This window comes from Salmonella sp. HY31 (assembly GCF_042604575.1).
Taxonomy (GTDB): Bacteria; Pseudomonadota; Gammaproteobacteria; order Enterobacterales; family Enterobacteriaceae; genus Salmonella; species Salmonella diarizonae.
Map to the genome: position 1 here is coordinate 890,090 of NZ_CP170479.1, position 23,053 is coordinate 913,142.

General features: G+C 49.8%; 20 protein-coding genes and 1 pseudogene. 15 read left to right on the forward strand and 6 right to left on the reverse strand.

The genetic code is table 11. From position 1 onward, the window contains the following. Positions 1 to 22 precede the first annotated feature (22 nt). Complete coding sequence (locus tag ACE15A_RS04170; RefSeq protein ID WP_129382363.1) at positions 23 to 208, reverse strand: hypothetical protein; 186 nt, start codon at positions 206 to 208, stop codon at positions 23 to 25. A gap of 208 nt (positions 209 to 416) precedes the next feature. Here ACE15A_RS04170 and mog point away from each other — a divergent pair, with 208 nt between their 5' ends. Continuing rightward, positions 417 to 1,007 (forward strand): molybdopterin adenylyltransferase, encoded by a 591-nt coding sequence (gene mog / locus ACE15A_RS04175; protein ID WP_023245623.1) that lies wholly within the window; start codon positions 417 to 419, stop codon positions 1,005 to 1,007. Positions 1,008 to 1,135: 128 nt separating this feature from the next. On the opposite strand, the gene satP is transcribed toward mog, so the two are convergent. From satP to ACE15A_RS04190, 3 genes are all read right to left on the reverse strand, one after another. Next, complete coding sequence (gene satP, locus ACE15A_RS04180) at positions 1,136 to 1,702, reverse strand: acetate uptake transporter (RefSeq protein ID WP_053509888.1); 567 nt, start codon at positions 1,700 to 1,702, stop codon at positions 1,136 to 1,138. 148 nt (positions 1,703 to 1,850) lie between these two features. After that, the gene (gene msyB / locus ACE15A_RS04185) at positions 1,851 to 2,564 is read right to left on the reverse strand and encodes an acidic protein MsyB (RefSeq protein ID WP_023245624.1); all 714 of its coding nucleotides are present in this window, start codon (positions 2,562 to 2,564) and stop codon (positions 1,851 to 1,853) included. Positions 2,565 to 2,599: 35 nt separating this feature from the next. Continuing rightward, positions 2,600 to 3,004, reverse strand: a complete 405-nt coding sequence (locus tag ACE15A_RS04190; RefSeq protein WP_053509890.1) for a DUF2541 family protein — start codon at positions 3,002 to 3,004, stop codon at positions 2,600 to 2,602. A gap of 349 nt (positions 3,005 to 3,353) precedes the next feature. Between ACE15A_RS04190 and dnaK the strand changes: the two genes are divergently transcribed. The 4 genes from dnaK to ACE15A_RS04210 all read left to right on the forward strand — a co-directional run bounded on the left by dnaK (position 3,354) and on the right by ACE15A_RS04210 (position 8,180). Continuing rightward, positions 3,354 to 5,270 (forward strand): molecular chaperone DnaK, encoded by a 1,917-nt coding sequence (gene dnaK, locus ACE15A_RS04195; RefSeq protein WP_000516126.1) that lies wholly within the window; start codon positions 3,354 to 3,356, stop codon positions 5,268 to 5,270. Positions 5,271 to 5,355: 85 nt separating this feature from the next. Further along, positions 5,356 to 6,483: a molecular chaperone DnaJ gene (gene dnaJ / locus ACE15A_RS04200; protein ID WP_001119011.1), complete on the forward strand. Its 1,128-nt coding sequence runs from the start codon at positions 5,356 to 5,358 to the stop codon at positions 6,481 to 6,483. A 278-nt stretch (positions 6,484 to 6,761) separates the two neighbouring features. Continuing rightward, positions 6,762 to 7,709 carry a LysR family transcriptional regulator gene (locus ACE15A_RS04205; protein WP_023245626.1) on the forward strand — a complete coding sequence of 316 codons (948 nt, stop codon included), beginning with the start codon at positions 6,762 to 6,764 and terminating at the stop codon, positions 7,707 to 7,709. A 126-nt stretch (positions 7,710 to 7,835) separates the two neighbouring features. Next, positions 7,836 to 8,180, forward strand: coding sequence for a phage holin family protein (locus ACE15A_RS04210; RefSeq protein ID WP_023245627.1), 345 nt, complete (start codon positions 7,836 to 7,838; stop codon positions 8,178 to 8,180). A gap of 60 nt (positions 8,181 to 8,240) precedes the next feature. Here ACE15A_RS04210 and ACE15A_RS04215 read toward each other — a convergent pair whose 3' ends face one another. Together ACE15A_RS04215 and ACE15A_RS04220 are read right to left on the reverse strand one after the other, a co-directional pair. Beyond that, positions 8,241 to 8,774, reverse strand: coding sequence for a glycoside hydrolase family 108 protein (locus ACE15A_RS04215; protein ID WP_023245628.1), 534 nt, complete (start codon positions 8,772 to 8,774; stop codon positions 8,241 to 8,243). Positions 8,775 to 8,790: 16 nt separating this feature from the next. Further along, on the reverse strand, positions 8,791 to 9,234 hold the full coding sequence (locus ACE15A_RS04220) for a transcriptional regulator (protein ID WP_023245629.1): 444 nt from the start codon (positions 9,232 to 9,234) through the stop codon (positions 8,791 to 8,793). A gap of 402 nt (positions 9,235 to 9,636) precedes the next feature. Here ACE15A_RS04220 and ACE15A_RS04225 point away from each other — a divergent pair, with 402 nt between their 5' ends. The 10 genes and pseudogenes from ACE15A_RS04225 to ACE15A_RS04270 all read left to right on the forward strand — a co-directional run bounded on the left by ACE15A_RS04225 (position 9,637) and on the right by ACE15A_RS04270 (position 23,021). Beyond that, complete coding sequence (locus ACE15A_RS04225) at positions 9,637 to 11,763, forward strand: glycosyl hydrolase family 18 protein (RefSeq protein WP_129382364.1); 2,127 nt, start codon at positions 9,637 to 9,639, stop codon at positions 11,761 to 11,763. A gap of 92 nt (positions 11,764 to 11,855) precedes the next feature. Then, a complete protein-coding gene (locus ACE15A_RS04230; RefSeq protein ID WP_053509893.1) occupies positions 11,856 to 14,852 on the forward strand; it encodes a hypothetical protein in 2,997 nt (998 codons plus the stop codon). 287 nt (positions 14,853 to 15,139) lie between these two features. Next, positions 15,140 to 15,835, forward strand: a complete 696-nt coding sequence (locus ACE15A_RS04235) for a winged helix-turn-helix transcriptional regulator (protein WP_044135962.1) — start codon at positions 15,140 to 15,142, stop codon at positions 15,833 to 15,835. A gap of 426 nt (positions 15,836 to 16,261) precedes the next feature. Further along, positions 16,262 to 16,804 carry a fimbrial protein BcfA gene (locus ACE15A_RS04240; RefSeq protein ID WP_023245633.1) on the forward strand — a complete coding sequence of 181 codons (543 nt, stop codon included), beginning with the start codon at positions 16,262 to 16,264 and terminating at the stop codon, positions 16,802 to 16,804. A gap of 98 nt (positions 16,805 to 16,902) precedes the next feature. Continuing rightward, positions 16,903 to 17,589, forward strand: a complete 687-nt coding sequence (locus ACE15A_RS04245; protein ID WP_053509895.1) for a fimbria/pilus periplasmic chaperone — start codon at positions 16,903 to 16,905, stop codon at positions 17,587 to 17,589. A gap of 4 nt (positions 17,590 to 17,593) precedes the next feature. Continuing rightward, positions 17,594 to 20,215: a fimbrial usher BcfC gene (gene bcfC / locus ACE15A_RS04250; protein WP_053509897.1), complete on the forward strand. Its 2,622-nt coding sequence runs from the start codon at positions 17,594 to 17,596 to the stop codon at positions 20,213 to 20,215. Then, positions 20,216 to 21,223: pseudogene (locus ACE15A_RS04255) on the forward strand (fimbrial protein BcfD). It begins immediately after the preceding gene. Further along, positions 21,224 to 21,763, forward strand: a complete 540-nt coding sequence (locus ACE15A_RS04260) for a fimbrial protein BcfE (RefSeq protein ID WP_023245637.1) — start codon at positions 21,224 to 21,226, stop codon at positions 21,761 to 21,763. Between the two features lie 15 nt (positions 21,764 to 21,778). Further along, the gene (locus ACE15A_RS04265; protein WP_023245638.1) at positions 21,779 to 22,297 is read left to right on the forward strand and encodes a fimbrial protein BcfF; all 519 of its coding nucleotides are present in this window, start codon (positions 21,779 to 21,781) and stop codon (positions 22,295 to 22,297) included. Beyond that, positions 22,263 to 23,021: a pili/flagellar-assembly chaperone gene (locus ACE15A_RS04270; protein ID WP_077944442.1), complete on the forward strand. Its 759-nt coding sequence runs from the start codon at positions 22,263 to 22,265 to the stop codon at positions 23,019 to 23,021. The genes ACE15A_RS04265 and ACE15A_RS04270 overlap by 35 nt, the downstream gene beginning before the upstream one ends. Positions 23,022 to 23,053 lie beyond the last annotated feature (32 nt).

Sequence of the window (23,053 nt, forward strand, 5' to 3'; positions counted from 1 at the left end):
GTTGAGAGCGGGCTTTTTTTTATTAATGCTGCAGTGACGGGATCTCTTCTGCGCTAACGTCGGTCGTTTCGATGATATCGGCCATCGGTATGCCTTTTTTCAGCATTGCCCTGGCAATTTTACGTGAGGTTTTACGTTCGCCAGTTTGCATCCCTTGTTGTATCTCTTCCATACGACCTTTCTGCTTCAGTTGTTCTGCTAACGTCATCAGTTCGTCTCCATACTGAGGCGCGCGCTGCGCTATTTCATACAGCAATGTGTGGGCATCCTGTGCCTCTCCCGCCTGGAGCAGGTAGTTTACCGGCGCAATAACCTGCTGTCCGCTACACCCAATGTTTTACCTGTTCGAGGATTTAGTATTGCTGTCCATTCGCGTGTATGATTCTGCATAACGTGACAGTTTTAACGGAATAATTATGAATACCTTACGTATTGGCTTAGTTTCTATCTCCGACCGCGCTTCAAGCGGCGTTTACCAGGATAAAGGCATTCCCGCGCTTGAGGAGTGGCTCGCTTCCGCGCTGAGCACGCCTTTCGAGGTTCAACGGCGCTTAATTCCTGATGAACAGGAAATTATCGAGCAAACGTTGTGTGAACTGGTCGATGAAATGAGCTGTCATCTGGTGCTGACCACTGGCGGTACCGGTCCGGCGCGCCGCGACGTCACGCCGGACGCGACCCTTGCCATCGCCGACCGCGAAATGCCTGGTTTTGGCGAGCAGATGCGCCAGATCAGCCTGCGCTTTGTGCCGACCGCCATTCTTTCCCGTCAGGTGGGCGTTATCCGTAAACAGGCGTTAATTCTTAATCTGCCTGGACAGCCAAAATCGATCAAGGAAACGCTGGAAGGCGTAAAAGCGGACGATGGCAGCGTTATTGTGCCGGGCATTTTTGCGAGTGTGCCGTATTGCATACAGTTGCTTGACGGGCCGTATGTCGAAACGGCGTCGGAAGTAGTCGCCTCTTTCCGTCCGAAAAGCGCCAGACGTGAGAATATGTCAGCCTGACCGGGAGATACTGATGGCGGCGTCGACCAGCGTTTTTACGTTTCGTACAACGTAGGCTTGATAAGCGAGCGCCATCAAGCATTGCAGAGTAGGGGTATTCCTCCCTGTGCGGGAGGAATAAAAGAGATTTAGTGCGCCTCGCCGATTGGCAGAATAGTACGGCCAAATTGCTCGTTTAGCACTTCACCCATCGCCAGATAAATAGCGCTGGCGCCGCAAACCAGACCAACCCAGCCTGCGACATGGATAATCGCTTCATTACCGGTGATATTGCCAACCGCCAGCAGAGCGAACAGGACGGTCAGGCTCAGGAAAACAAATTGCAGCGCGCGGGCGGCTTTCAGCGTACCAAAGAACATAAACAGCGTGAACACGCCCCACAGACCTAAATAAGCGCCGAGTAGCTGGGCGTCAGGCGCATCCGTCAGGCCTATTTTCGGCATCAGCAGGATAGCGACCAGCGTCAGCCAGAACGAACCGTAAGAGGTAAAGGCCGTTAAACCAAAGGTATTGCCTTTTTTATACTCCAGCAGACCGGCAAAAATTTGCGCGATACCGCCGTAGAAAATCCCCATCGCCAGAATAATACCGTCCAGGGCGAAAAAACCGGCATTGTGCAGGTTAAGCAGAATGGTGGTCATGCCGAAGCCCATCAGGCCCAGCGGTGCCGGATTAGCCAACTTAGTGTTGCCCATAATTCCTCAAAATCATCATAATTGAATGGTGAAATAGTTTCCCGAAATAACGAGTTCCGTATTCGGGGCGCGGCATAATAATCAGGGGGGAGAGGGCTGTCTATGATCTAATAAGGGGAAAAGAAAATATTTTCCCCTGTGAGGGCATTCACGCCTGAATCGCCGCCATCATTCGTCGCAGGCAGGCAATTTGCAACACTGCCGGAATAGTAACGCGATACGCGCTGCCGCTCATCGCTTTGATGCCGTTTAACGCCGCGCCGACCGGGCCGCCGAGACCTGCGCCGCGCAACAATCCGTGACCCAGGATGCTCATTGCGGCATGGGTACGCAAAATGCGGGTAAGCTGGGTGGAAAGCAGGTGGGAGACCCCTTTTGCCAGACGGCGATCTTTCATGAGCAGCGGCAGCAGATCTTCCAGTTCAGAAACTTTGGCCTCTACGGCTTGCAGAAATTCCTGCTTATGCGCCGCGTCCATCTTCTGCCAGGTATGACGTAAAAAATGCTCCAGCAGTTGCTGTTCTATTTCAAACGTCGACATGCTTTTATCTGCTTTGAGTTTTAGCCGTTTTGCGACATCCAGCAGAATCGCGCGGTACTGTTTTCCGTGTCCGCGCAATTTGTTGGCGATACTGTCGCCGCCGTAATGCTGAAATTCGCCGGCAATGAGCCGCCAGTTACGGCGGTGTTGCTCCGGGTGACCTTCCATTGCTTTGAATAGCTCGTTATGGCTAAGGACGCTCGACAAGCGAGCTTTGCCCTTTTCGTTATGCGTCAGCAAACGGGCGAAATCGGCGAGCTGCTCTTCGCTACAGTGCTGAAGAAAGTCTAAATCCTCGTCGTGTAAATAGGTGACGTTCATTTTCAGTCTGGCTTTTGGAATAGAAATAACAGCGATTAATCGTCGCCGATGACTTTAAGTCTCGCCATATCGGAAGAATTTACCGTATGACCTGAGAAGGTAATCTTTGATACGCAGCGTTTGTTGTCGTTATCGCTATTAATATTGATCCAGCCTGTTGTCTGGCCCTCTTTGATTGAGGAAGGGACGTTCAGGCTTTGGCTGGCGCTACGCGCAGTTTTAAAATAGACGGATGCGCCGCTAAGTTCGATGTCGCCGTGATCCGCCGTGAATTGAATGCGCTTCACGATGCGGCAGACGGGAATTTTCAGCGCGAGATCGTTCGTTTCATTTCTGGGCATGGCAATAACGCCCAACACTTTATGGTCGTTTGCACGCGCGACGCTACTTAACGCCAGGCCGAGCAGCAGGCCGGCGGAAATCGTTAACATAAATCGCATGGAATTTCTCTTTGACGGGTTCAATAAGCAATTACCGTCTATCATACTCTGCTCGTGGCAACGATTCAGGTTTGTAATCTTTTCTTTTTATTACAATTTTTACGTGAATAATATTTTGGTGTTTAATTTATTTAGTGAATGTTTATCTGCCTGTTTTTCCGTCTTTCTCTCTCGTCAATAAAAAATTTTTTCATCTCCCCCTTGATGACGTGGGTTACGACCCCATCTTGTAGTCAACCGCAGTGGTGAGTCTGAAAAAAAACGATTCAGGGTAGTTGAAACCGTATGTTTCGCCCTTATTACAGATTCACAACCACATGATGACCGAATTTTTAGTGGAGACGTTTAGATGGGTAAAATTATTGGTATCGACCTGGGTACTACCAACTCTTGTGTAGCGATCATGGATGGAACGCAGGCACGCGTGCTGGAGAACGCCGAGGGCGATCGCACTACGCCTTCTATCATTGCTTATACCCAGGATGGTGAAACTCTGGTTGGTCAGCCGGCTAAACGTCAGGCAGTGACAAACCCGCAAAACACCCTGTTTGCGATTAAACGCCTGATTGGCCGCCGCTTCCAGGACGAAGAAGTTCAACGTGACGTTTCTATCATGCCGTACAAAATCATCGGCGCCGACAACGGCGACGCATGGCTTGATGTGAAAGGCCAGAAAATGGCGCCGCCGCAGATTTCTGCCGAAGTGCTGAAGAAAATGAAGAAAACGGCTGAAGATTATCTGGGCGAACCGGTAACTGAAGCGGTTATCACCGTACCGGCTTACTTTAACGATGCGCAGCGTCAGGCAACCAAAGATGCTGGTCGTATCGCGGGGCTGGAAGTAAAACGTATCATCAACGAACCGACTGCCGCAGCGCTGGCTTACGGTCTGGATAAAGAAGTTGGCAACCGTACTATCGCGGTATATGACCTCGGTGGCGGTACCTTCGATATCTCCATTATCGAAATCGACGAAGTAGACGGCGAAAAAACCTTTGAAGTTCTGGCGACCAACGGTGATACCCACTTGGGTGGCGAAGACTTCGATACCCGCCTGATCAACTACCTCGTTGACGAATTTAAGAAAGATCAGGGCATTGACCTGCGTAACGATCCGCTGGCAATGCAGCGCCTGAAAGAAGCCGCAGAAAAAGCCAAAATCGAGCTGTCTTCTGCGCAGCAGACCGACGTGAACCTGCCGTACATTACCGCAGATGCCACCGGTCCGAAGCATATGAACATCAAAGTGACCCGTGCGAAACTGGAAAGCCTGGTTGAAGATCTGGTGAACCGTTCTATCGAGCCGCTGAAAGTCGCACTGCAGGATGCTGGCCTGTCCGTGTCTGATATCAACGACGTGATCCTCGTCGGCGGTCAGACCCGTATGCCAATGGTGCAGAAAAAAGTGGCTGAGTTCTTTGGTAAAGAGCCGCGTAAAGACGTTAACCCGGACGAAGCTGTGGCTATCGGCGCAGCGGTACAGGGCGGCGTATTGACCGGTGATGTGAAAGACGTACTGCTGCTGGACGTTACCCCGCTGTCTCTGGGTATCGAAACGATGGGTGGCGTGATGACTCCGCTTATCACCAAAAACACCACCATCCCGACCAAGCACAGCCAGGTGTTCTCTACTGCGGAAGACAACCAGTCTGCAGTAACCATCCATGTGTTGCAGGGTGAGCGTAAACGTGCGTCTGATAACAAATCTCTGGGTCAGTTCAACCTGGATGGCATCAACCCGGCGCCGCGCGGTATGCCGCAGATCGAAGTCACCTTCGATATCGATGCTGACGGTATCCTGCACGTCTCCGCGAAAGATAAAAATAGCGGTAAAGAGCAGAAGATCACCATCAAGGCGTCTTCTGGTCTGAACGAGGAAGAAATTCAGAAAATGGTTCGCGATGCAGAAGCGAACGCTGAATCCGACCGTAAGTTCGAAGAACTGGTTCAGACCCGTAACCAGGGCGACCATCTGCTGCACAGCACCCGTAAGCAGGTTGAAGAAGCAGGCGATAAACTGCCGGCTGATGACAAAACCGCTATCGAGTCTGCGCTGAGCGCGCTGGAAACCGCCCTGAAAGGCGAAGATAAAGCTGCTATCGAAGCGAAAATGCAGGAACTGGCGCAGGTTTCCCAGAAACTGATGGAAATCGCGCAGCAGCAACATGCGCAGCAGCAGGCTGGCTCCGCTGACGCTTCTGCAAACAACGCGAAAGATGACGACGTTGTCGACGCTGAGTTTGAAGAAGTAAAAGATAAAAAATAATCGCCCTTTGAACGGGTAATTACTGGCACGGGCGAAGAGGTTTCCTCTCCGCCCGTGTATGCATGTTAAGGGCAGATAAAAAGAGATGGCGAAAAGAGATTACTACGAGATTTTAGGCGTTTCCAAAACAGCGGAAGAGCGTGAAATCAAAAAGGCGTACAAGCGCCTGGCCATGAAATATCATCCGGACCGCAATCAGGGTGATAAAGAGGCCGAAGCTAAATTTAAAGAGATTAAAGAAGCCTATGAAGTGCTGACCGATGCGCAAAAACGCGCAGCCTACGATCAGTATGGTCACGCCGCGTTTGAACAAGGCGGTATGGGCGGCGGCTTTAATGGCGGCGCTGATTTCAGTGATATCTTTGGTGACGTTTTTGGCGATATCTTTGGCGGCGGGCGCGGTCGCCAACGTGCGGCGCGTGGGGCTGATTTGCGTTATAACATGGATCTCACCCTGGAAGAAGCGGTGCGTGGCGTGACCAAAGAGATCCGTATTCCGACGCTGGAAGAGTGCGACGTTTGCCACGGCAGCGGCGCGAAAGCTGGCACGCAACCGCAAACCTGTCCGACCTGTCACGGTTCCGGTCAGGTGCAGATGCGCCAGGGATTCTTTGCTGTACAGCAGACCTGTCCGCACTGTCAGGGACGCGGTACGCTGATCAAAGATCCGTGCCATAAATGTCATGGTCATGGGCGTGTTGAAAAGAGTAAAACCCTGTCCGTTAAAATCCCCGCAGGCGTGGATACCGGTGACCGTATTCGTCTGGCAGGCGAGGGCGAAGCGGGCGAGCATGGCGCACCGGCAGGCGACTTGTACGTTCAGGTCCAGGTGAAACAACACCCTATTTTCGAGCGTGAAGGCAATAATCTTTATTGCGAAGTGCCGATCAACTTTGCGATGGCGGCGCTGGGCGGTGAAATCGAAGTGCCGACGTTAGATGGTCGCGTGAAGCTGAAAGTACCGAGCGAAACGCAAACGGGCAAGCTGTTCCGTATGCGCGGAAAAGGCGTGAAGTCCGTACGCGGCGGCGCGCAGGGCGATTTGCTGTGCCGTGTGGTGGTTGAAACGCCGGTCGGTCTGAGCGAAAAACAGAAGCAATTGCTAAAAGATCTTCAGGAAAGTTTTGGCGGCCCGACGGGAGAGAAAAACAGCCCGCGTTCAAAAAGCTTCTTTGACGGCGTGAAAAAATTCTTTGATGATTTGACCCGCTAACCGTTTTTCCGTTGTATTTTTCTTCAGCCCGGGTGTTTATCCGGGCTTTTTTCTGCCTGTACGCGCCCAGGCCTCTGCTAAACGCATCATATTCTCTCATTTGTTGATATTGTGTTTTTACTGATAAACAAATTGATGTTAATCAGCAGGTTTGCATACGCTCATTTTAAAAAAAACGTGATGTGATGACATTACGATTGCTTTTTTAGATGCTGTGAATTGATTTATCTTGAGTATTATCTATATTGCTTTTTTTAGTTTCCGGAGGCAGACAGCGAATGGGATCGAAAGGTGCCAACAAGAACTTTGATTATAATTTAATCAAAATTCTTGACGCTGTTATTTTGTCAGGAAATGCGGCTATGGCGGCTAAGAAGTTAGGCATTACGCCGGCTGCCGTTTCGCTGGCGTTAAAGCGCTTGCAGAGTTATTACCCGGAAGAGCTGTTTAGCAGAGGGAAAGGCGGACTCATCCCCACGGCTAAGGCTGTCGACATTCACCAAAATTTCAGTCAGGTGATGAAACTGGTGGACGACACCTTTCTCAGTAAGAGCAAAAAAGATGAAGCATTTCAGATAACGCTGTTAGGCAGTGATATTGTTGAAAGCTATTACCTTTCTCAGCTCTATAACAGTGACATTTTTGACCGTATTCTGATAAATCATTTCTCCGTCAGAAATATGAGCCGGGAGCGTATCAGCGAGCTTCTGTTTACTGCGCAAGGCGATCTGCTGATTGGCGCTGAACCTTTGCTGGAATCCGGTATTGAGAATCAAGTCATTGATAGTTTTAAATCGTTTGTTTGTATCTGTAGCAGTAAACATATGCTAAGTACTCTGTCACAACTGTCGCTACATCATTTTTATTCTTCGCGTCATGCATTGTATCAGCCAGGAATGGGGGCTTCGATGATATATCATGATAGCGAATTATTTAAGGATGAGCTTTATTATACCGGCAGGCGTATTGTCGGCTATCGCAGTGATTCACTTAACGGTTTGATGAGCATGATCGAACGAACATCATTGATTGCGTTGATGCCTTTAAAATTAGCGCTTTTCTATAAAAATTATCGTAAATATGACATTAAATTTATTCAGCCTCCGCCCGAGTTGGCTTTTAAGTCAATTCAGGTCTACGCATCCTGGAATAAAAATAGTAGAAATATATCGACGATTAATGAGATGGTAAGCATGTTACAAACGCTTTCCTCCTTTCGTCGCTAATACATCTCATTTTTGGTCTTTGAGTGAATATGGTTTTAAATGATGTGCTTTGATTTTTACGCTCCTGACAGGGCGCTTACACTCCTCGTGTTAATTATTTATTTATAATGATTCAGGAGTGTTAAAATGTCTATTCCCAACCATGTATCGACAACGGAAGTTGTGCTATTGGAGCTGGAGATCTTACTCACTATTATTGCGATTGGCGCGTGGGGGGGCTTTGTCAGCTATCTTTTACGCAAAGATAAGAAAGAATATAATAGTTCTCATGAAAGTATTAAATATTGTTTAACGCAGATCGTTATTTCCTGTTTTACCAGTTTCTTGCTAAGCGCGATTGCGATTGAAAAAGAGTGTAGTTTCAACATGGTTCTGCTGGCGGCAGGCTTAGGTGGTGTTTTCGCTGGTCCCATTTTAAAAATACTTGGGCAGAGGATTAAAAAAATTATCGAAGGGAATACTTCCGATTAATTATTCTTCGCAATATCAGGCTCATCCGTGAGCCTTTTATACGCCTTTTTTCAGCCTGATTCAGGTTACTCTATTCTTAATCCAGCCATAAATAAATTGTTCGTTGTTGTGCTTTTTTTCAGCAACATTTAAGTAGTACGCACCCTGGCTGCAATTGAGGGCTTTCACCAAAACGGCTTCCCCTTCCTGGCCTCGCCGGACCAGATAATGTTCAAGAGCGGCAAGCGTCCGCGGGCCAATATTGCCATCCACATGAATATCCGGGTAGCGTTTACCTTCGTGATTAAAGACGTTCAACCAGCGTTGTAGCCACGCACTGGGATGGTAAGCGCCTATGTTGACTGCCGCATCGCACAGCTCGAATGAGACTGGCCACGATAACGTCGAGATGACATCAAAGCCTGGTTTTATCCAGTAATCCTCTTCGAGAATCGCGTAGGCTTCGGTGCGGGTCAGATCCCGCATATCACCAGCATAACCATGCGCTCGCGCCGTTGCTTCGGTAATGCCCCAATGGGTAGCGCCACCTTTATCTTTAGGATTAAATACGTAGCCGCCTTCAAGCGCTATAATTCCATCTATAATTGGATTCATCTTCCCTTTCCTTCGCTTAGTGAATATGCAGATACATGAGTGAACCTAACGTTACTGAGAATACAGTCGTCAGAGCGGCGATGGTTTGCCGTACAATCTGTTTATTTCTTCCCTTTGTTTTGCTGTCCGTCGCGGTAATGGATATATCGCTATTAACCTTGAGACCTTGTCTTGGAATGGTAATAAAAAGATCGTTAATGCCAAGCGCTTTAAGGTCGCGTCTGATTAAATAGAGTATCTGCGTTAGATTTGCATCATTAACATAGTGGCTTCGACTTCCCCATAACGCGTTGGTTATTTTTTGTCGCTCGATAATCTCCAGGTGAGCATTCTCGATGATGAAACTGAGACATTTAGCTCTCATCGCAGTCATTTTAATAACGTGTGAATTTGAGAACGTTCTCAGCTCATATTTACCTTCATTGTAAATACAATTGCTATTAATGATATAACTTTTCATAACGTCTTCCTTTAGAGATATACATCCTGGTTGTCTGTGCTGACTATATTGTATGAGAAGTATCTTAATCCAATAAATATCACTGGTTTTATTGTATTGTCATTGTCTATAGCGAGTGAAGTCACATTATTTCATTGTAATTAAATGATATTTAATTACATGATAAATGATATTTAATTACATGATAAATGATATTTACTATGTTCTCACCAGAACGGAGTAAGCGTGCGATGAGAGGTGTTGTTTTCTCTTCGGCAGGCGGTGCTGTTAACCTCATTTTTATGATTTTTATATCATCTAAAAACATGATGTTTTGTGATTAGCCATTTTTTGTGTCTGTAACGATTATGGACCCCGCAGAACGAGCTGCGACAATTTTTAAACGTAAAAGGAAATTTGAAAATGGCTACAAGCAAACTGATTCAAGGTGATACCCTTACTGAAACCAGTAATGCAGCAGATGGTTTTAATCCTGCCACGGATGACAGCAAATTAAGCTATACCTCTGCTCGTGTCGCTAAGCCGGTTTATAACAAGTACAAAGAGTCCACCACCAAACCAAAAGTTTTCGGTTATTACACTGACTGGTCGCAGTATGACAGCCGTCTGCAGGGTGACGATATCCCTAAAAATCGTGGACGTGGTTATGATCTGACCAACGTTTCACCGACAGCGTATGACAAACTGATTTTCGGTTTTGTCGGCATCACCGGTTTTAAAAAGGTTGATAAAGAAGACCGCGACGTCATCGCTGAAGCGGCGGCGGCATGTGGCAAAGTTAAGTATGAGCCAACTTTCCTCGACCCGTGGGGCGACTTCCAGTCTTATGTCAACTTAGGTTTCGATGTGAGCGGTTGGGACGTTGATCCGATGACCGTTACCCAGGCCAATGCAAAAGGTCTGCTGGGCGCGCTGCGTGATATGCAGGCAAAAGCAGCGGGCCACACGCTGGCGCTGTCGATGAGTATCGGCGGCTGGAGCATGAGTAACGGTTTCCACGAAACCGCCGCTTCTGACTCTTCTCGTAAAATCTTTGCGAAAGGCGTGGTGAAACTGTTCAAACAGTTCCCGATGTTTAGCGAAGTGGATATCGACTGGGAATACTCGAACAATGAAGGGGCGGGCAACCCGTTTGGTGCGGAAGATGGCGCTAACTACGCGCTGCTGATTGCGGAAGTACGTAAGCAACTGGATTCCGCTGGTTTGAGCAATGTGAAGATCTCTATTGCCGCTTCTGCCGTCACCAATATTTTTGACTATGCGAAAGTAAAAGATCTGATGGCTGCCGGCCTGTACGGCATCAACCTGATGACTTATGACTTCTTCGGTACTCCGTGGGCGGAAACGCTGGGCCATCACACCAACCGCAAAGCGCTGGAAGAAGGCGGCTGGTCTGTCGAAACCATCGTTGATCACCTGCTGGCGGAAGGTTTCTCCGCTGAGCGTATCAATATCGGTTATGCGGGCTATACCCGTAATGCCCGCAACGTGGAAATGGAATTACTCTCTCCGCTGAAAGGTACATATAACCCAGGCAAATTATTGTCCAACGGTGAATATGAAACCACTACCGGTTCCTTCGAATCCGGCACCAGTGAATGGTATGACGTCATTTATAACTACCTGGATCTGGAAAACCAGAAAGGTCGTAACGGTTTCAACGTTTACACCGACCAGGTTGCTGACGCTGATTACCTGTATAACCCGGAATCCAAACTGTTTTTATCCCTGGATACGCCGCGTACTGTTAAAGCGAAAGGCGAATATGCAGCGAAACTGGGCCTGGGCGGCGTATTTACCTGGACTATAGATCAGGACAACGGCGTGCTGGTTAACGCCGTGCGTGAAGGTCTGGGTTATGAAATCGAATCTGAAGTTATCGATATGGAACCGTTCTACTTCGAAGGTATCAATGTAGAAAATGATGAAGAGCCGAGCGACAGCGACGACGCGCAGAAGGTCAACCACGCGCCGAAAGCGGTGATTGAACTGATGGTCGTAGGCGGATCTACGGTACAACTGTCTGGCGCAGGTTCTTCTGATGAAGATAACGATGAGCTGTCCTTTAGCTGGGGCGTGCCTTCTCAAATCACGGTGGCAGACAAAACCGCAGAAATCATTGAGGTTGTGGTACCGGAAGTTAGTGAAAAAACGGTCTTCCAGTTCACCCTGTTTGTACGCGACTGCTACAACGAACCATCCTCTCAACAGCGCTTTGTTCTGACGGCTGTACCTGCGCTGTCTCAGGTACAACCGGAGCCGGAGGAAGACGATGAAGAAGAAATTATCGTTCCTGTGCCTGACGAGGAAGAAGATACCACGCCGGCTGAGGATGATACGCCAGCAGATGACAAAACGTCGCCTTACGCGCAGTGGGAGGCCTCTACCGTTTATGGCGCAAGCTGGGGTACTTTCGAAATCGTTAGCTGGAAAGGCCATAACTATCAGGTGAAATGGTGGACTATGGGCGATCAGCCTGACCTGAACTGCAGTGCCGGCGGTGTGTGGACCGATCTTGGCGCTTACTAATACACGGTATTAAACGCGATGTATTGGGCTTCATGATTCAAGCCCCGATTTACCGGGGCTTTTCTCCACCAGGGACAGAGGAAGAGTAGACCATGACCATTTCCATCCATGCCAGCGCATTTGACGTCAACAGCTGGTATCAAAAAATCACCTTAACCTTCATCAATGAGAGTGGTAATCCGGTCGATATGAACCATGCCGCGATATTATTCACGGCTTCCGGACACATCGATCCATGGGGAAATAGCGGTGGTACGCTCAAAGGGAACCTGCCGCTTACGCTGAATGATACTTCGTATGGCACGCTGGAAACTAACAACATCATTATTAATAACAGCGATGTATTACTTCTTCAGCCGGGCGAATGCGGGACACTCTCTTTCAGCCTCGCGGCGACGCAGGTGCCGGTAAAAATGTCCGCCATTACGTTGACGCTGGCATCATCTTCATCCGAAGACGCAGAGTCTGAAACGATATCCGATGAGGACACGCCAGCGATACCCGTCGCAGATGAACAACCAGCCGAAACCGATATGCCGGAAAAGGATAACGACCTTCAGGAACACGGTCTTATGCTTAGCGTCAGTGAGTTGAATACGGCGAGTTGGTATCAACGCGTCACCTTTACGCTAATCAACCTCTACGCCCAGGCGGTAGATCTTAATCAGCTTCAACTGAATTTTACGACCAGCGCGCACCCCGATCCCTACAGTCCGTTTCAGGGAACGATGCTGGGGAGTCAGGCCGTAACGCTGGTCAGCGATGGGGGATGGCCCATCGAAAAGAATACCATCACCATTAATCATGACGGCGCGCTGATGCTGGCGGCGGGGGATATCGCCGAATTACAGTGCTATCTGGCCGCCACGCAGACGCCGGTTTCCATCAGCGATCTGAGCGCGACGCTGGCCCATGACCCTGCCCGTCAGGGAAAAATTTGCGTTCACTTTCCTGCCATGACGCAGACCGTGGCGCTCAAACCGGCAATTGAGCTGCTCTTTCCTGCCGGCGAAACCCGGCGCTTTGTCGGTGAGTGGGGAGAGGTTCTGACAATAGGCGATCTTAGCGCAGGAACGTATCGGCTTACCGTACCGGTACTGGCGAATGATGAGATGCAAATCGCGCCTGTCGAGTCCTCTTTTACCGTTACGCTGCAATCCGGCGGCGACGCCGCGCAGATCCAGGTATCCTGTCTACCGATTGTCCGTTATGCCAGCGCGCGTCTGATGATTGACGACCCTGCGCTTGGTTATGCGAAATTGACCGTGGAGATCGCCGACGCTACGCAAGCGGATGAGCGTACCGTCACGCTTATCGCCAACCAACCGCAGTTAATTACCCGGCTACTGGCGGGGCATCATTATACGGTCAATCTACAGCCTGCGATGATTAATAACCGCTTCATATCGGCACCCGTACAGCTTACGGGGTTTATCCCTGCCGCGGCGCAGGTTGCCGAGGTTGCTGTCGCTTACCAACAGTCCGCGATCGACACGGCGAGTTTCGTGACGGTGGATGCCACTATTCTGGGCCTGCCCGACGGCGTCGCGCCGCAGCGTTATCTGTTCAGCAGCGGTAAATATCAATACTCATTAATACTGAAAAGCGGCAGCGATCGGCAGACGTTAGCATTACGCTTTGTGCCCGGGCTGTATGATGTTCAGACTGACGATATTTTCATCGATAGCGTGCTGTGGCGTTGTGAACAGGCCGGGCCGCTACGCTTGTTGCAAAAGGTCAACCATGTGGCGCTGGAGTTTCTGCCCGGCGTGAGGCTACAGGTAAAAGGTTGGCCTGATTACCTTGCTCATGGCGGCGTGACGGTTAACGCGCCAGAGACGGTTTCTCTTTATCGCGATGTACCGTTTAGCGCGTTGTTTAAATACGATGGTTTTGACGGTGGCGGCGATCCGGTTCCGGCGGCGGAGGTTGACGTGAACGGAGATGGTTTTCTGGATTACGCGACGTTACCCATCCATAAAACCGTTGCGCTGGTGCGTCAGATAGAAAAAGAGGCCGGGCGTAGCATCATGCCGGTGATGGTCATTTATACCGCGAATGCCAGCGGTGGTAGCGCCCTGGCGGATTTACAGGATGCGCAAAAGCTACGTAACCATTTTGGTAACTTTATTACCCAGTGTCTGGCGGCGCAGTCATACAAAGATGAGACGCATCCAGTTCCGGCCACCTTTGTGCTTAACCCGGATTTTTTGGGGGCGCTACAGCAAGGACCGTATGGCTACACCGTAGTACGGCAAAAAAACAGTGTGCCGGTGAATGCCCAACTGGCGGCGGCGATACAAGCATTACCGGCTATTACTGGCTTTATCGCGCCTTCGTTGCCGACGTTTAGCGATGATCTCTACGGCTATATTCAGGCGGTGAACTATCTTGTTCGTCAGTTTGCCCCGGATGTGGCTTTTGGCTGGCAGACGAATGTCTGGGCGACAGGAACGGCGGACTGGGTGCTGCGCGATACCGCTGATCCGGTAGCTGAAGGGCAGGCGATCGCCGGATTTATTCATGAACTGGGAGTTTATAGCGGAGAATATGCGCCGGACTTTATTGCGTTTGATAAATTTGAGCGTGATTGTTTCAGTCCTGATGCGCTTGCCCACTACGGCTGGAATGCGACGTGCTGGCTTAATTACCTGGAGATGGTAAAACAGGTGACGAAAGCGCTGCTGATGCCCGCCATGTTGTGGCAAATTCCTGGCGGCCATATGCCTACAGTAGAAGAAGGCGTGAGTAAAATCACCGCAGCGCACTTTGCATCTGGCGGAACATTTTTTATGGGGGACGCCCGCATTGGCAGCGATCCTGACACTCTCTCTTTGCAGCTACTCAATACGGCATTAAATAGCGCGACTTACGGCGTCCCGACCGTCGGCGACTTTTTACGTAAAGATAAAGGGTATGACTGGAGCCAGGTGCAGGCGCTGAACCTACCGGACTTTAACGTCTTCTCGATCTTATGGGGCGGCGGTTCCACTATCAGTATTACAACAATCCATTCTAACGGTGAAGACGGCGGCTGGCTGGCGGATAAAATGGTAGAGTATTATGCCGATCCACGATATTTTAGATAATATCACTGCTTATTTGCGTTAATCTGGACTATAGATTTGAGGTTCGAAGGCGCGCTCTTTCGAATCTCTTTGCCTGCGCCATCTGCCTCTCATTCTTTTTACGCAATTTGCCATTACTTTTCTGTAATCATTTTGTGTTAAGGATCATCTTAATCATAAAAATATTGCGTATTAGTGCTTTCTGAATACAGAAATACTGCATAGCGATGTTATTTATTATTAATTTAAGCGCTTTTTGAGAGGTTATACTGTGGCGCTACATTGAGTAGACAACCGTTAATGAAAAAATGATGAACGATGCTTTTGCTAAAGATAATAATGAGAATTTATTACACTCTTTTCTTTTTTCTCAGCAGGCTAAACCTCACGCGGCGATTGATGCCTTATTTTCGGCATTATTGCCGTTTGGTCAACCGTTTATGCTGGGTATTGGCGACGAGTTTTATTTACAGGCAAACGATGAGAACTACATTGTATTACTGGAATCAGGGATCGTTTCTTTCTGCCGTAATGATAACCGACTCCATATATCTTCAGCGTTTGCGCCATCGGTCGTGGGGATGGTTGACAGCTATGGCGCTACCTATAACGTCCCGGCGCGACCAGAGCACTTTTTGCTCGCAGAAACGGCCTGTACCGGTAGATTTGTTCGCTTACCTGATTTTATAAAAATTGCCGATGAATGTGATTTGTGGCAAGACGTGGCCCGCTGTCTGGCTTACCGCCTGATGGTGATGAGCGCGCGCGACCGTGAATTAGTTGGCGTTGATTCTTATCTGAAAGTCCGGACGCTGCTGATTGAGATTTGGGCTTATCCCCAGGCCTACCGGGAAAACATTATTGTGTTGAATTTTATTCAGCGGCGCACCGGGATATCGCGTAGTCGGGCCATGAAAATTCTGTCTGAACTGAAAAAAGGCGGGTATATCCATATCGATAATGGTCGGTTAACGGCGCTCGGAAAACTACCAGTAGCATATTGATGAACTATACGCAACGATATATTTACATATCGCGGCTGAATTTTTATTTTATTGTTAATGCGGCGTTTTATTTTAAATTGCTGTGAAAATTATTTTCAAAAAGTCAATGTGGTCAAAGGCCGTGGGTAAAATGGCTGGTGTAAATTTTTATAAAACAATAAGTTAGTTCTGGTCCTTTAAAACCAAACGTCGATGATTGCAACTTGTCTGTGGCTTGCTAATAATTAATAACATCGTTATTCCATTATAACGTAAATATTAACTCACAACGTTGAGTTGCTGTCTTATTGCTGTCTGACATTTATATCAGAACAAGAAGACGCTTTTTTTCGCATAAGAAAAGGCGTGATATTGCTGTGAAGCAATATCAGTAGCCGCTTTGTTAAAAATCTGATTACCCTCATTTTATATTTAAAAGGAGTTTGAATGAAAAAGTCTGTATTAGCATTAATGGTCTCTGCGATTGCCTTTGGCGGAATGCTCTCCACCGCACAAGCGGCTACTACAACCGTCACTGGCGGTACGGTGAATTTTGTCGGGCAGGTGGTTGACGCCGCCTGTTCTGTTTCCGCTGACTCTGTCGATCAGACCGTGACATTAGGCCAGGTCCGCGCCAGTAAATTAACCGATGCCGGTATGGTGGCGAATCAAAAAGAAGACTTCACCATTAAGCTGGAAGACTGCGATACTCAGACCAGCCAGAATGCGGCGGTTATTTTTAATGGTCAGCAGGACGCAAACCAGCCGGGGTCGCTGGCGAATACCGCCGGTGCAGGTTCGGCGACGAATGTGGCATTACAACTTTATGGACCTGATGGCCAGGCGCTGAATATCGGTGAAACGTCCAGCACCGTTACCCTGAACAATGGCGAAAACGTTGTTCCGCTTAGCGTGGACTATATCGCTACCGGTGCCGCGACTGCTGGTAATGTCAACGCGACTGCAACATTTAGCATGGTTTATTCCTGATTCCTCATCGGGATTTTTTCTCGTCTGTTGGCGACGAAAGAGGGGCGTTACGCGCGTTACGGCGCGTAACAAACCGACGGTATCAGGATATTACGTAGATGAAAAAAACAGTACCAATTTTTCTTCGATTATTGCTACTGCTGTCGGCGGCCGGCCTGTCGTTTGCCGCGCAGGCGGGAGGCATTGCGCTGGGCGCGACAAGGGTGATTTATCCGCAGGGAAGTAAACAAACCTCCTTGCCGGTTATTAATTCCTCTGACAGCAATGTTTTTTTAATTCAGTCATGGGTTGCGAATGCCGATGGTTCACGCTCGACGGATTTTATCGTTACGCCGCCTCTATTTGTGATCCAACCTAAAAAAGAAAATATATTACGCATTATGTATGTCGGACCGTCATTACCGACCGATCGCGAGAGCGTATTTTATTTAAACAGTAAAGCAATACCCTCTGTCGATAAAAATAAATTGGCCGGCAACTCCCTGCAAATTGCGACGCAAAGTGTGATTAAGATATTTATTCGCCCGAAAAATCTGGTGGAGGTATCAACCGATGCCCCGGCGACGCTTCGCTGCCGTAACGCGCACGACCAGTTAACGATTGTTAATCCTTCGCCGTACTACGTTTCGCTGGTTGAACTGTACAGCGCGGGGAAAAAACTGCCGAATACCATGGTGCCGCCAAAAGGCTCGATCACCCTCCCGGCAACGCCCGGTCAGGTATCTCTGCGCACGGTAAACGATTTTGGCGCAACGACACCAGCCCACGTTTGTTCAGCCTCATGATGTTATGCGCGATAAGCTTTTCATGACGCGATACTACTCCGGCGTAGTTAAACCCGTATTAACCCGACTGGCCCTGGCTATCGCATTGGCGCCAGTGCCGGGGTGGGCGGAAAACTATTTTAACCCGGCATTTCTGTCTGACGACCCGTCTGCGGTGGCAGACTTATCAACCTTTTCCCGTAATGCCCAGGCGGCGGGAGTGTACCGCGTTGACATTTATCTGAATAATACCTTTATCGCAACCAAAGATATTGCCTTCCAGGCGGTGAAAACGGCGGGAAAAAGCGCGCCAACCGATGACAGCGGATTACGCGTCTGCCTGACGCCTGAAATGCTTAAAAATATGGGTGTAAATACCGGAGCGTTTCCGCAGTTGGCGAAGGCGGCGGCGGGAAGTTGCCCGGATCTTGCCAGCGCGATACCGGTCGCCCGAACCCGCTTTGATTTTGCGCAGCAACGTCTCGACATTAGCATTCCGCAGGCGGCGATGATTGCCAGCGCCAGAGGATATATCCCACCGCAATACTGGGATGAAGGTATTAACGCGCTGCTAATGAATTACACGTTTACCGGCGCGAATAGTCGGGATCGGAGCGCAGACGGCAGTGCGGAGAATAGCTATTTTCTTGGATTAAATAGCGGCCTTAATTTAGGGGCCTGGCGGTTACGCGACTATTCCACATGGAACGCGAATAGCGGCGATCAGAATAGCGACAGCAACTGGCAGCATATCAGTACTTATCTGGAACGTGATATGGGCTTTTTGCAGGGAGAACTGACGGCAGGCGACAGTTATACCCCCTCCGCATTGTTCGACAGCCTTCCTTTTCGAGGGCTACAACTGGCGTCTGACGACAATATGTTGCCAGACAGCATGAAGGGCTTCGCGCCGACCATTCACGGCATTGCCAGAAGCAACGCGCAAGTGACCATTCGGCAAAACGGCTACATCATCAATCAGCGTTATGTGCCGCCCGGGGCATTTACTATCAATGATCTCTATCCCACCGCCGCCAGCGGCGATTTGACCGTTGAAGTCAAAGAATCCGACGGCTCTATTAATCGCTATAACGTACCCTATTCCGCCGTGCCAATTCTGCAGCGAGAAGGGCGGTTGAAGTACGCGGCAACGGTGGCGGAATATCGCGGCGATAGCAGCCAAAAAGAGAAGGTGAAATTCAGTCAGGCGACGCTGATATGGGGTTTAGCGCATGGCTTTACGCTGTATGGCGGAACGCAACTTTCCAGTAAATATCATGCGCTGGCGATCGGTAGCGGTGCGAATCTGGGCGATTGGGGCGCGGTGTCGCTGGATGTCACCCAGGCCGCCAGTACGCTGGCGGATAACAGCACCCACCAGGGACAATCGCTGCGGTTCCTGTATGCCAAATCGCTTGCGCAGACAGGAACTCATTTACAGCTCATGGGTTATCGCTATTCAACATCGGGCTTTTATACGCTGGATGATACGGCGTGGAAACAGATGAGCGGCTATGACGATGACGATCGGACTGACAACGATAAAAGCAGGCCGGAATGGGCGGATTATTACAATCTGTATTATACCCGGAGGGGGAAAGTACAACTCGATATCAATCAGCAGTTAGGCGGGTTGGGATCGCTTTTTATTACCGGCAGTCAGCAAAGTTACTGGCACACCGATGAAAAGGATTCTCTGTTGCAGGTGGGATACAGCGATACGCTGGCGGGTATTGCATGGAGCATTTCTTACAACAATAACAAATCCTCAGGCGATGCAAAGCGCGATCAAATTTTTGCGCTGAATATCTCAGTGCCGCTAAGTCAATGGCTGCAACACGATGATGAGGTTACACGCCATCACAACGTTTACGCCACCTTTAGCACCAGTACGGATAAACAGCATAACGTTACGCAGAATGCGGGCCTTAACGGCACGCTGCTGGACGAAAATAACCTTAGTTACAACATACAGCAAAGTTATCAGAATCACGGTATTGGCGAAAGCGGCGCCGCCAGCCTGGAATACGATGGGGCGAAAGGTAATGCCAACATTGGCTATAACGTCAGCGATAACGGCGATTATCAGCAGGTGAATTATGGTCTGAGCGGCGGTCTGGTGGCGCACGCGCATGGACTCACGTTAAGCCAGCCGCTGGGCAATACCAATATTTTGATTGCCGCGCCGGGCGCAGCTAATGTCGGCGTTGTCGACCAGCCGGGTATTCATACGGATGCGCGCGGCTATGCGGTGGTGCCGTATGCGACGACGTATCGGCAAAACCGTATGGCGCTGGACATCAACGCGATGGCCGATGATGTTGATATTGATGACGCGGTGACTCGCGTTGTGCCGACCGAAGGCGCGCTGGTTCTGGCCCGCTTTAAAGCGCGGGTCGGCGCGCGAGCCTTATTGACGCTGAATCATAACGGTAAACCTGTGCCCTTTGGCGCGACGGTGACGGTGAATGATCGCCATGCGGAGGCAATTGTTGACGAGGCCGGGGAGCTCTATCTTTCCGGGTTGTCAGCACAAGGCGTTCTGCACGTTCGCTGGGGGGACCTGCCGGATCAACAATGTGTCGCGCACTATCATCTCTCTTCCTCCCGTCAGATTCTGAGTCGACAACATGCGGAGTGTCATTAAATGAAAATACCTCTTTTATTTGCTCTGCTGACAGGAAGTGTCGTATCGTAGTATGCATTTGCGGACGTGTGTAAAAACGTTAACGGCGTGCCTTCCAGTGTTAATTACGATTTAACGACCACGTTGACGGCAGAACAAAACCAGGCAGGAAAGACGGTCCAACTGGAAAAAAGCCAGAAAGTCAATGTACAAGCGGTGTGTCCCGCCAGCGCGGCGACCTATAGCCAGACCTATCGCTCCTATGTGTCGCAATATCCGGTCGTAGAAACGAGCGGTAACTGGAAATATGTAAAGCTGGACCCGGACTACCTTGAAGGCGGAATGCGGATTGTGGATTCTGCGGCGGGCGATATCTATCCGCCAGTGAACAATATCCCTATGGGGCATGATGAAAAGGTTAAAGCTGGCCAACCGTTTTACGTTCGTAACTCAAATCTGGAGTTTCAACTCAAAATTATTAAACCGTTCATCGGCACGGTGAATATCAGCCCTAAGACTATGTTCAACGTTTATGTTACGACCGCCGTCGGCGATCCGCTGACAGACGTGGTGTACAGCATTCTTTATAGCGGAACGGTGACCGTACCGCAAAGCTGCGAAATCAACGCCGGACAAACGATTCTGGTGAATTTCGGCGCGTTATACAGCGGCAATTTTAGCCACGCAGGCCAAAAACCCGTGGGGGTAAGCGCGAAAAAATTCAGTGTACCGGTAAAGTGCAGCGGTCTGGATTCGCCGGTCAATTTAACGATGCGTCTTATCGCTACGCCGGATAGCCATTTTCCCCAGGCTATTGCTTCGGATAATGCGGATGTCGGCGTAGTGGTCGAAACCGATGAAGGAAACGCGCTTATCCCTAATGATGTGCAGAGCGTCGCGCCTTTTATCACCGATAGCGCCGGACGCGCTAACATCACGTTGCAGGCCTACCCGATGAGTACGACAGGAGAAACGCCCGCGGAAGGGGCGTTTACCGCGTTGGCCAGCCTGCGAGTGGACTTTGACTAAATGAACAGATCACACTGTACTTTTTTTGCTATGGGGCTGATGCTGTGCCCCGAAATCAATGCCAGCGCTGACGACCTTGCTTATAACCTCGAATTTACCGGCACTATTGTGGCGCAAACCTGCGACATGGATATTTCCAGCCTCAGTCAAAGTATTGATTTAGGACGGTTTGCGGTCGGCGATTTTCCCTCGACGGGAACTACGACAAAATTTAAGCCCTTTAATATCAACCTCAAAAATTGTTCCCGAGGAATTGCCGGGGCGAAGATCTGGTTTACCGGCGAACCCGATCCAGACAATCCCGCGCTATTAGCGATCACCGATACCGGAATGGGAAGCATGCTGGCAAGCGGTATAGGGGTGGAAATTCTGAATGAGGATCAGGATACCGTCAGTATCAATAATACCGACTCGGTGGTCTATCCGTTGAAAGCCGGACGCAATACGCTGTCTTTTTATATTCGCTATAAATCGACCCGGCCAATGGTCACGTCCGGGAACGCGACGGCGGTCATGTATTTCGATATGCAGTATGAATGAGGAGTCATCGTAATTATGCGTAGCGATATCCTGTGCGGCATCGGGATGCTGCTGGCGGTATCCGGCGTCCTGGCGCACGATGGACGGGTCTATGTCTCCGGAACCATCACGGACAATACCTGTTCCCTCTCTCCAGGCTCAGAAAATATTAACGTGGCGATGGGCGCGGTTTCTCAACGCCAATTTTATCGCGCGGGTGACGGTTCCGCCTGGCAACCTTTTGCTATCGATTTACAGAACTGCGGCAGCACTGCCAGTGGCGTAACGGTCAGTTTTAGCGGTACGGCGGACAGTCGTAATACGGATTTATTGGCGCTTACAGCGGGGAAAAGCGACGCTTCAGGCATTGGGATCGCGCTTTATGACCAGAATAAAACCTTAATTCCACTGGGGCAGGAGAGTGATGTGGTAACGCTCAGCCCGGGGCAGGCGTCGGCGCATCTGCAATTTTACGCGCGTTATCTTGCCGATGACAGTACAGTGACGCCCGGTGACGCCAATGCTTCCGCGACTTTTATCCTTGCGTATGAATAAGTTCTTTTTACGCTACGTGATGTGTTGGTGCTTACTTCCCATATCATGGGCGCAGGCCGGCGTAGTTATTGGCGGTACTCGTTTTATCTATCATGCGGGCGCCCCGGCATTAAGCGTACCGGTAAGTAACCATTCAGACGCGTTCTGGCTAATTGATACGCATCTTTTACCTGGCGACCGATGGCCAGGGGCGAAAAGCGCAGGGAATTCCACGCCATTCGTGGTCACGCCGCCATTATTTATGCTTTCAGCGCGCCAGGAAAACACGCTGCGGGTGGTTTATACCGGTGAACCGCTGCCAGCGGACAGGGAAAGCCTGTTTACCTTAAGTATCGCCGCTATTCCCTCCGGTAAACCGGAAGCGAACCGTGTGCAAATGGCGTTTCGTTCAGCCTTAAAACTGCTCTATCGCCCTGATGGACTTGCTGGCGAGCCGCAGCAGGCTTACCGGCATCTGGTCTGGAACCTTACCCCCGATGGGGCGACGGTGCGTAATCCGACGCCCTATTACGTTACGCTCTTTTTGCTGCGCGCCAATGGACGCGCCCAGAATAACGCCGGGGTGGTTGCGCCTTTTGCAACGCGTCAAACGGAATGGTGCCAGCACACGGTTCGCTGCACTGTGCGCTGGCAAAGTATTAATGACTATGGGCGGGTGATGCCGCCGCAAACCGTGGATCTGACGCGTGTGCAATACCCTATTTTTACAGGCGTCTCCCGATAGCGGGAGGCTTTCCGATCTTATCGAACGAGACT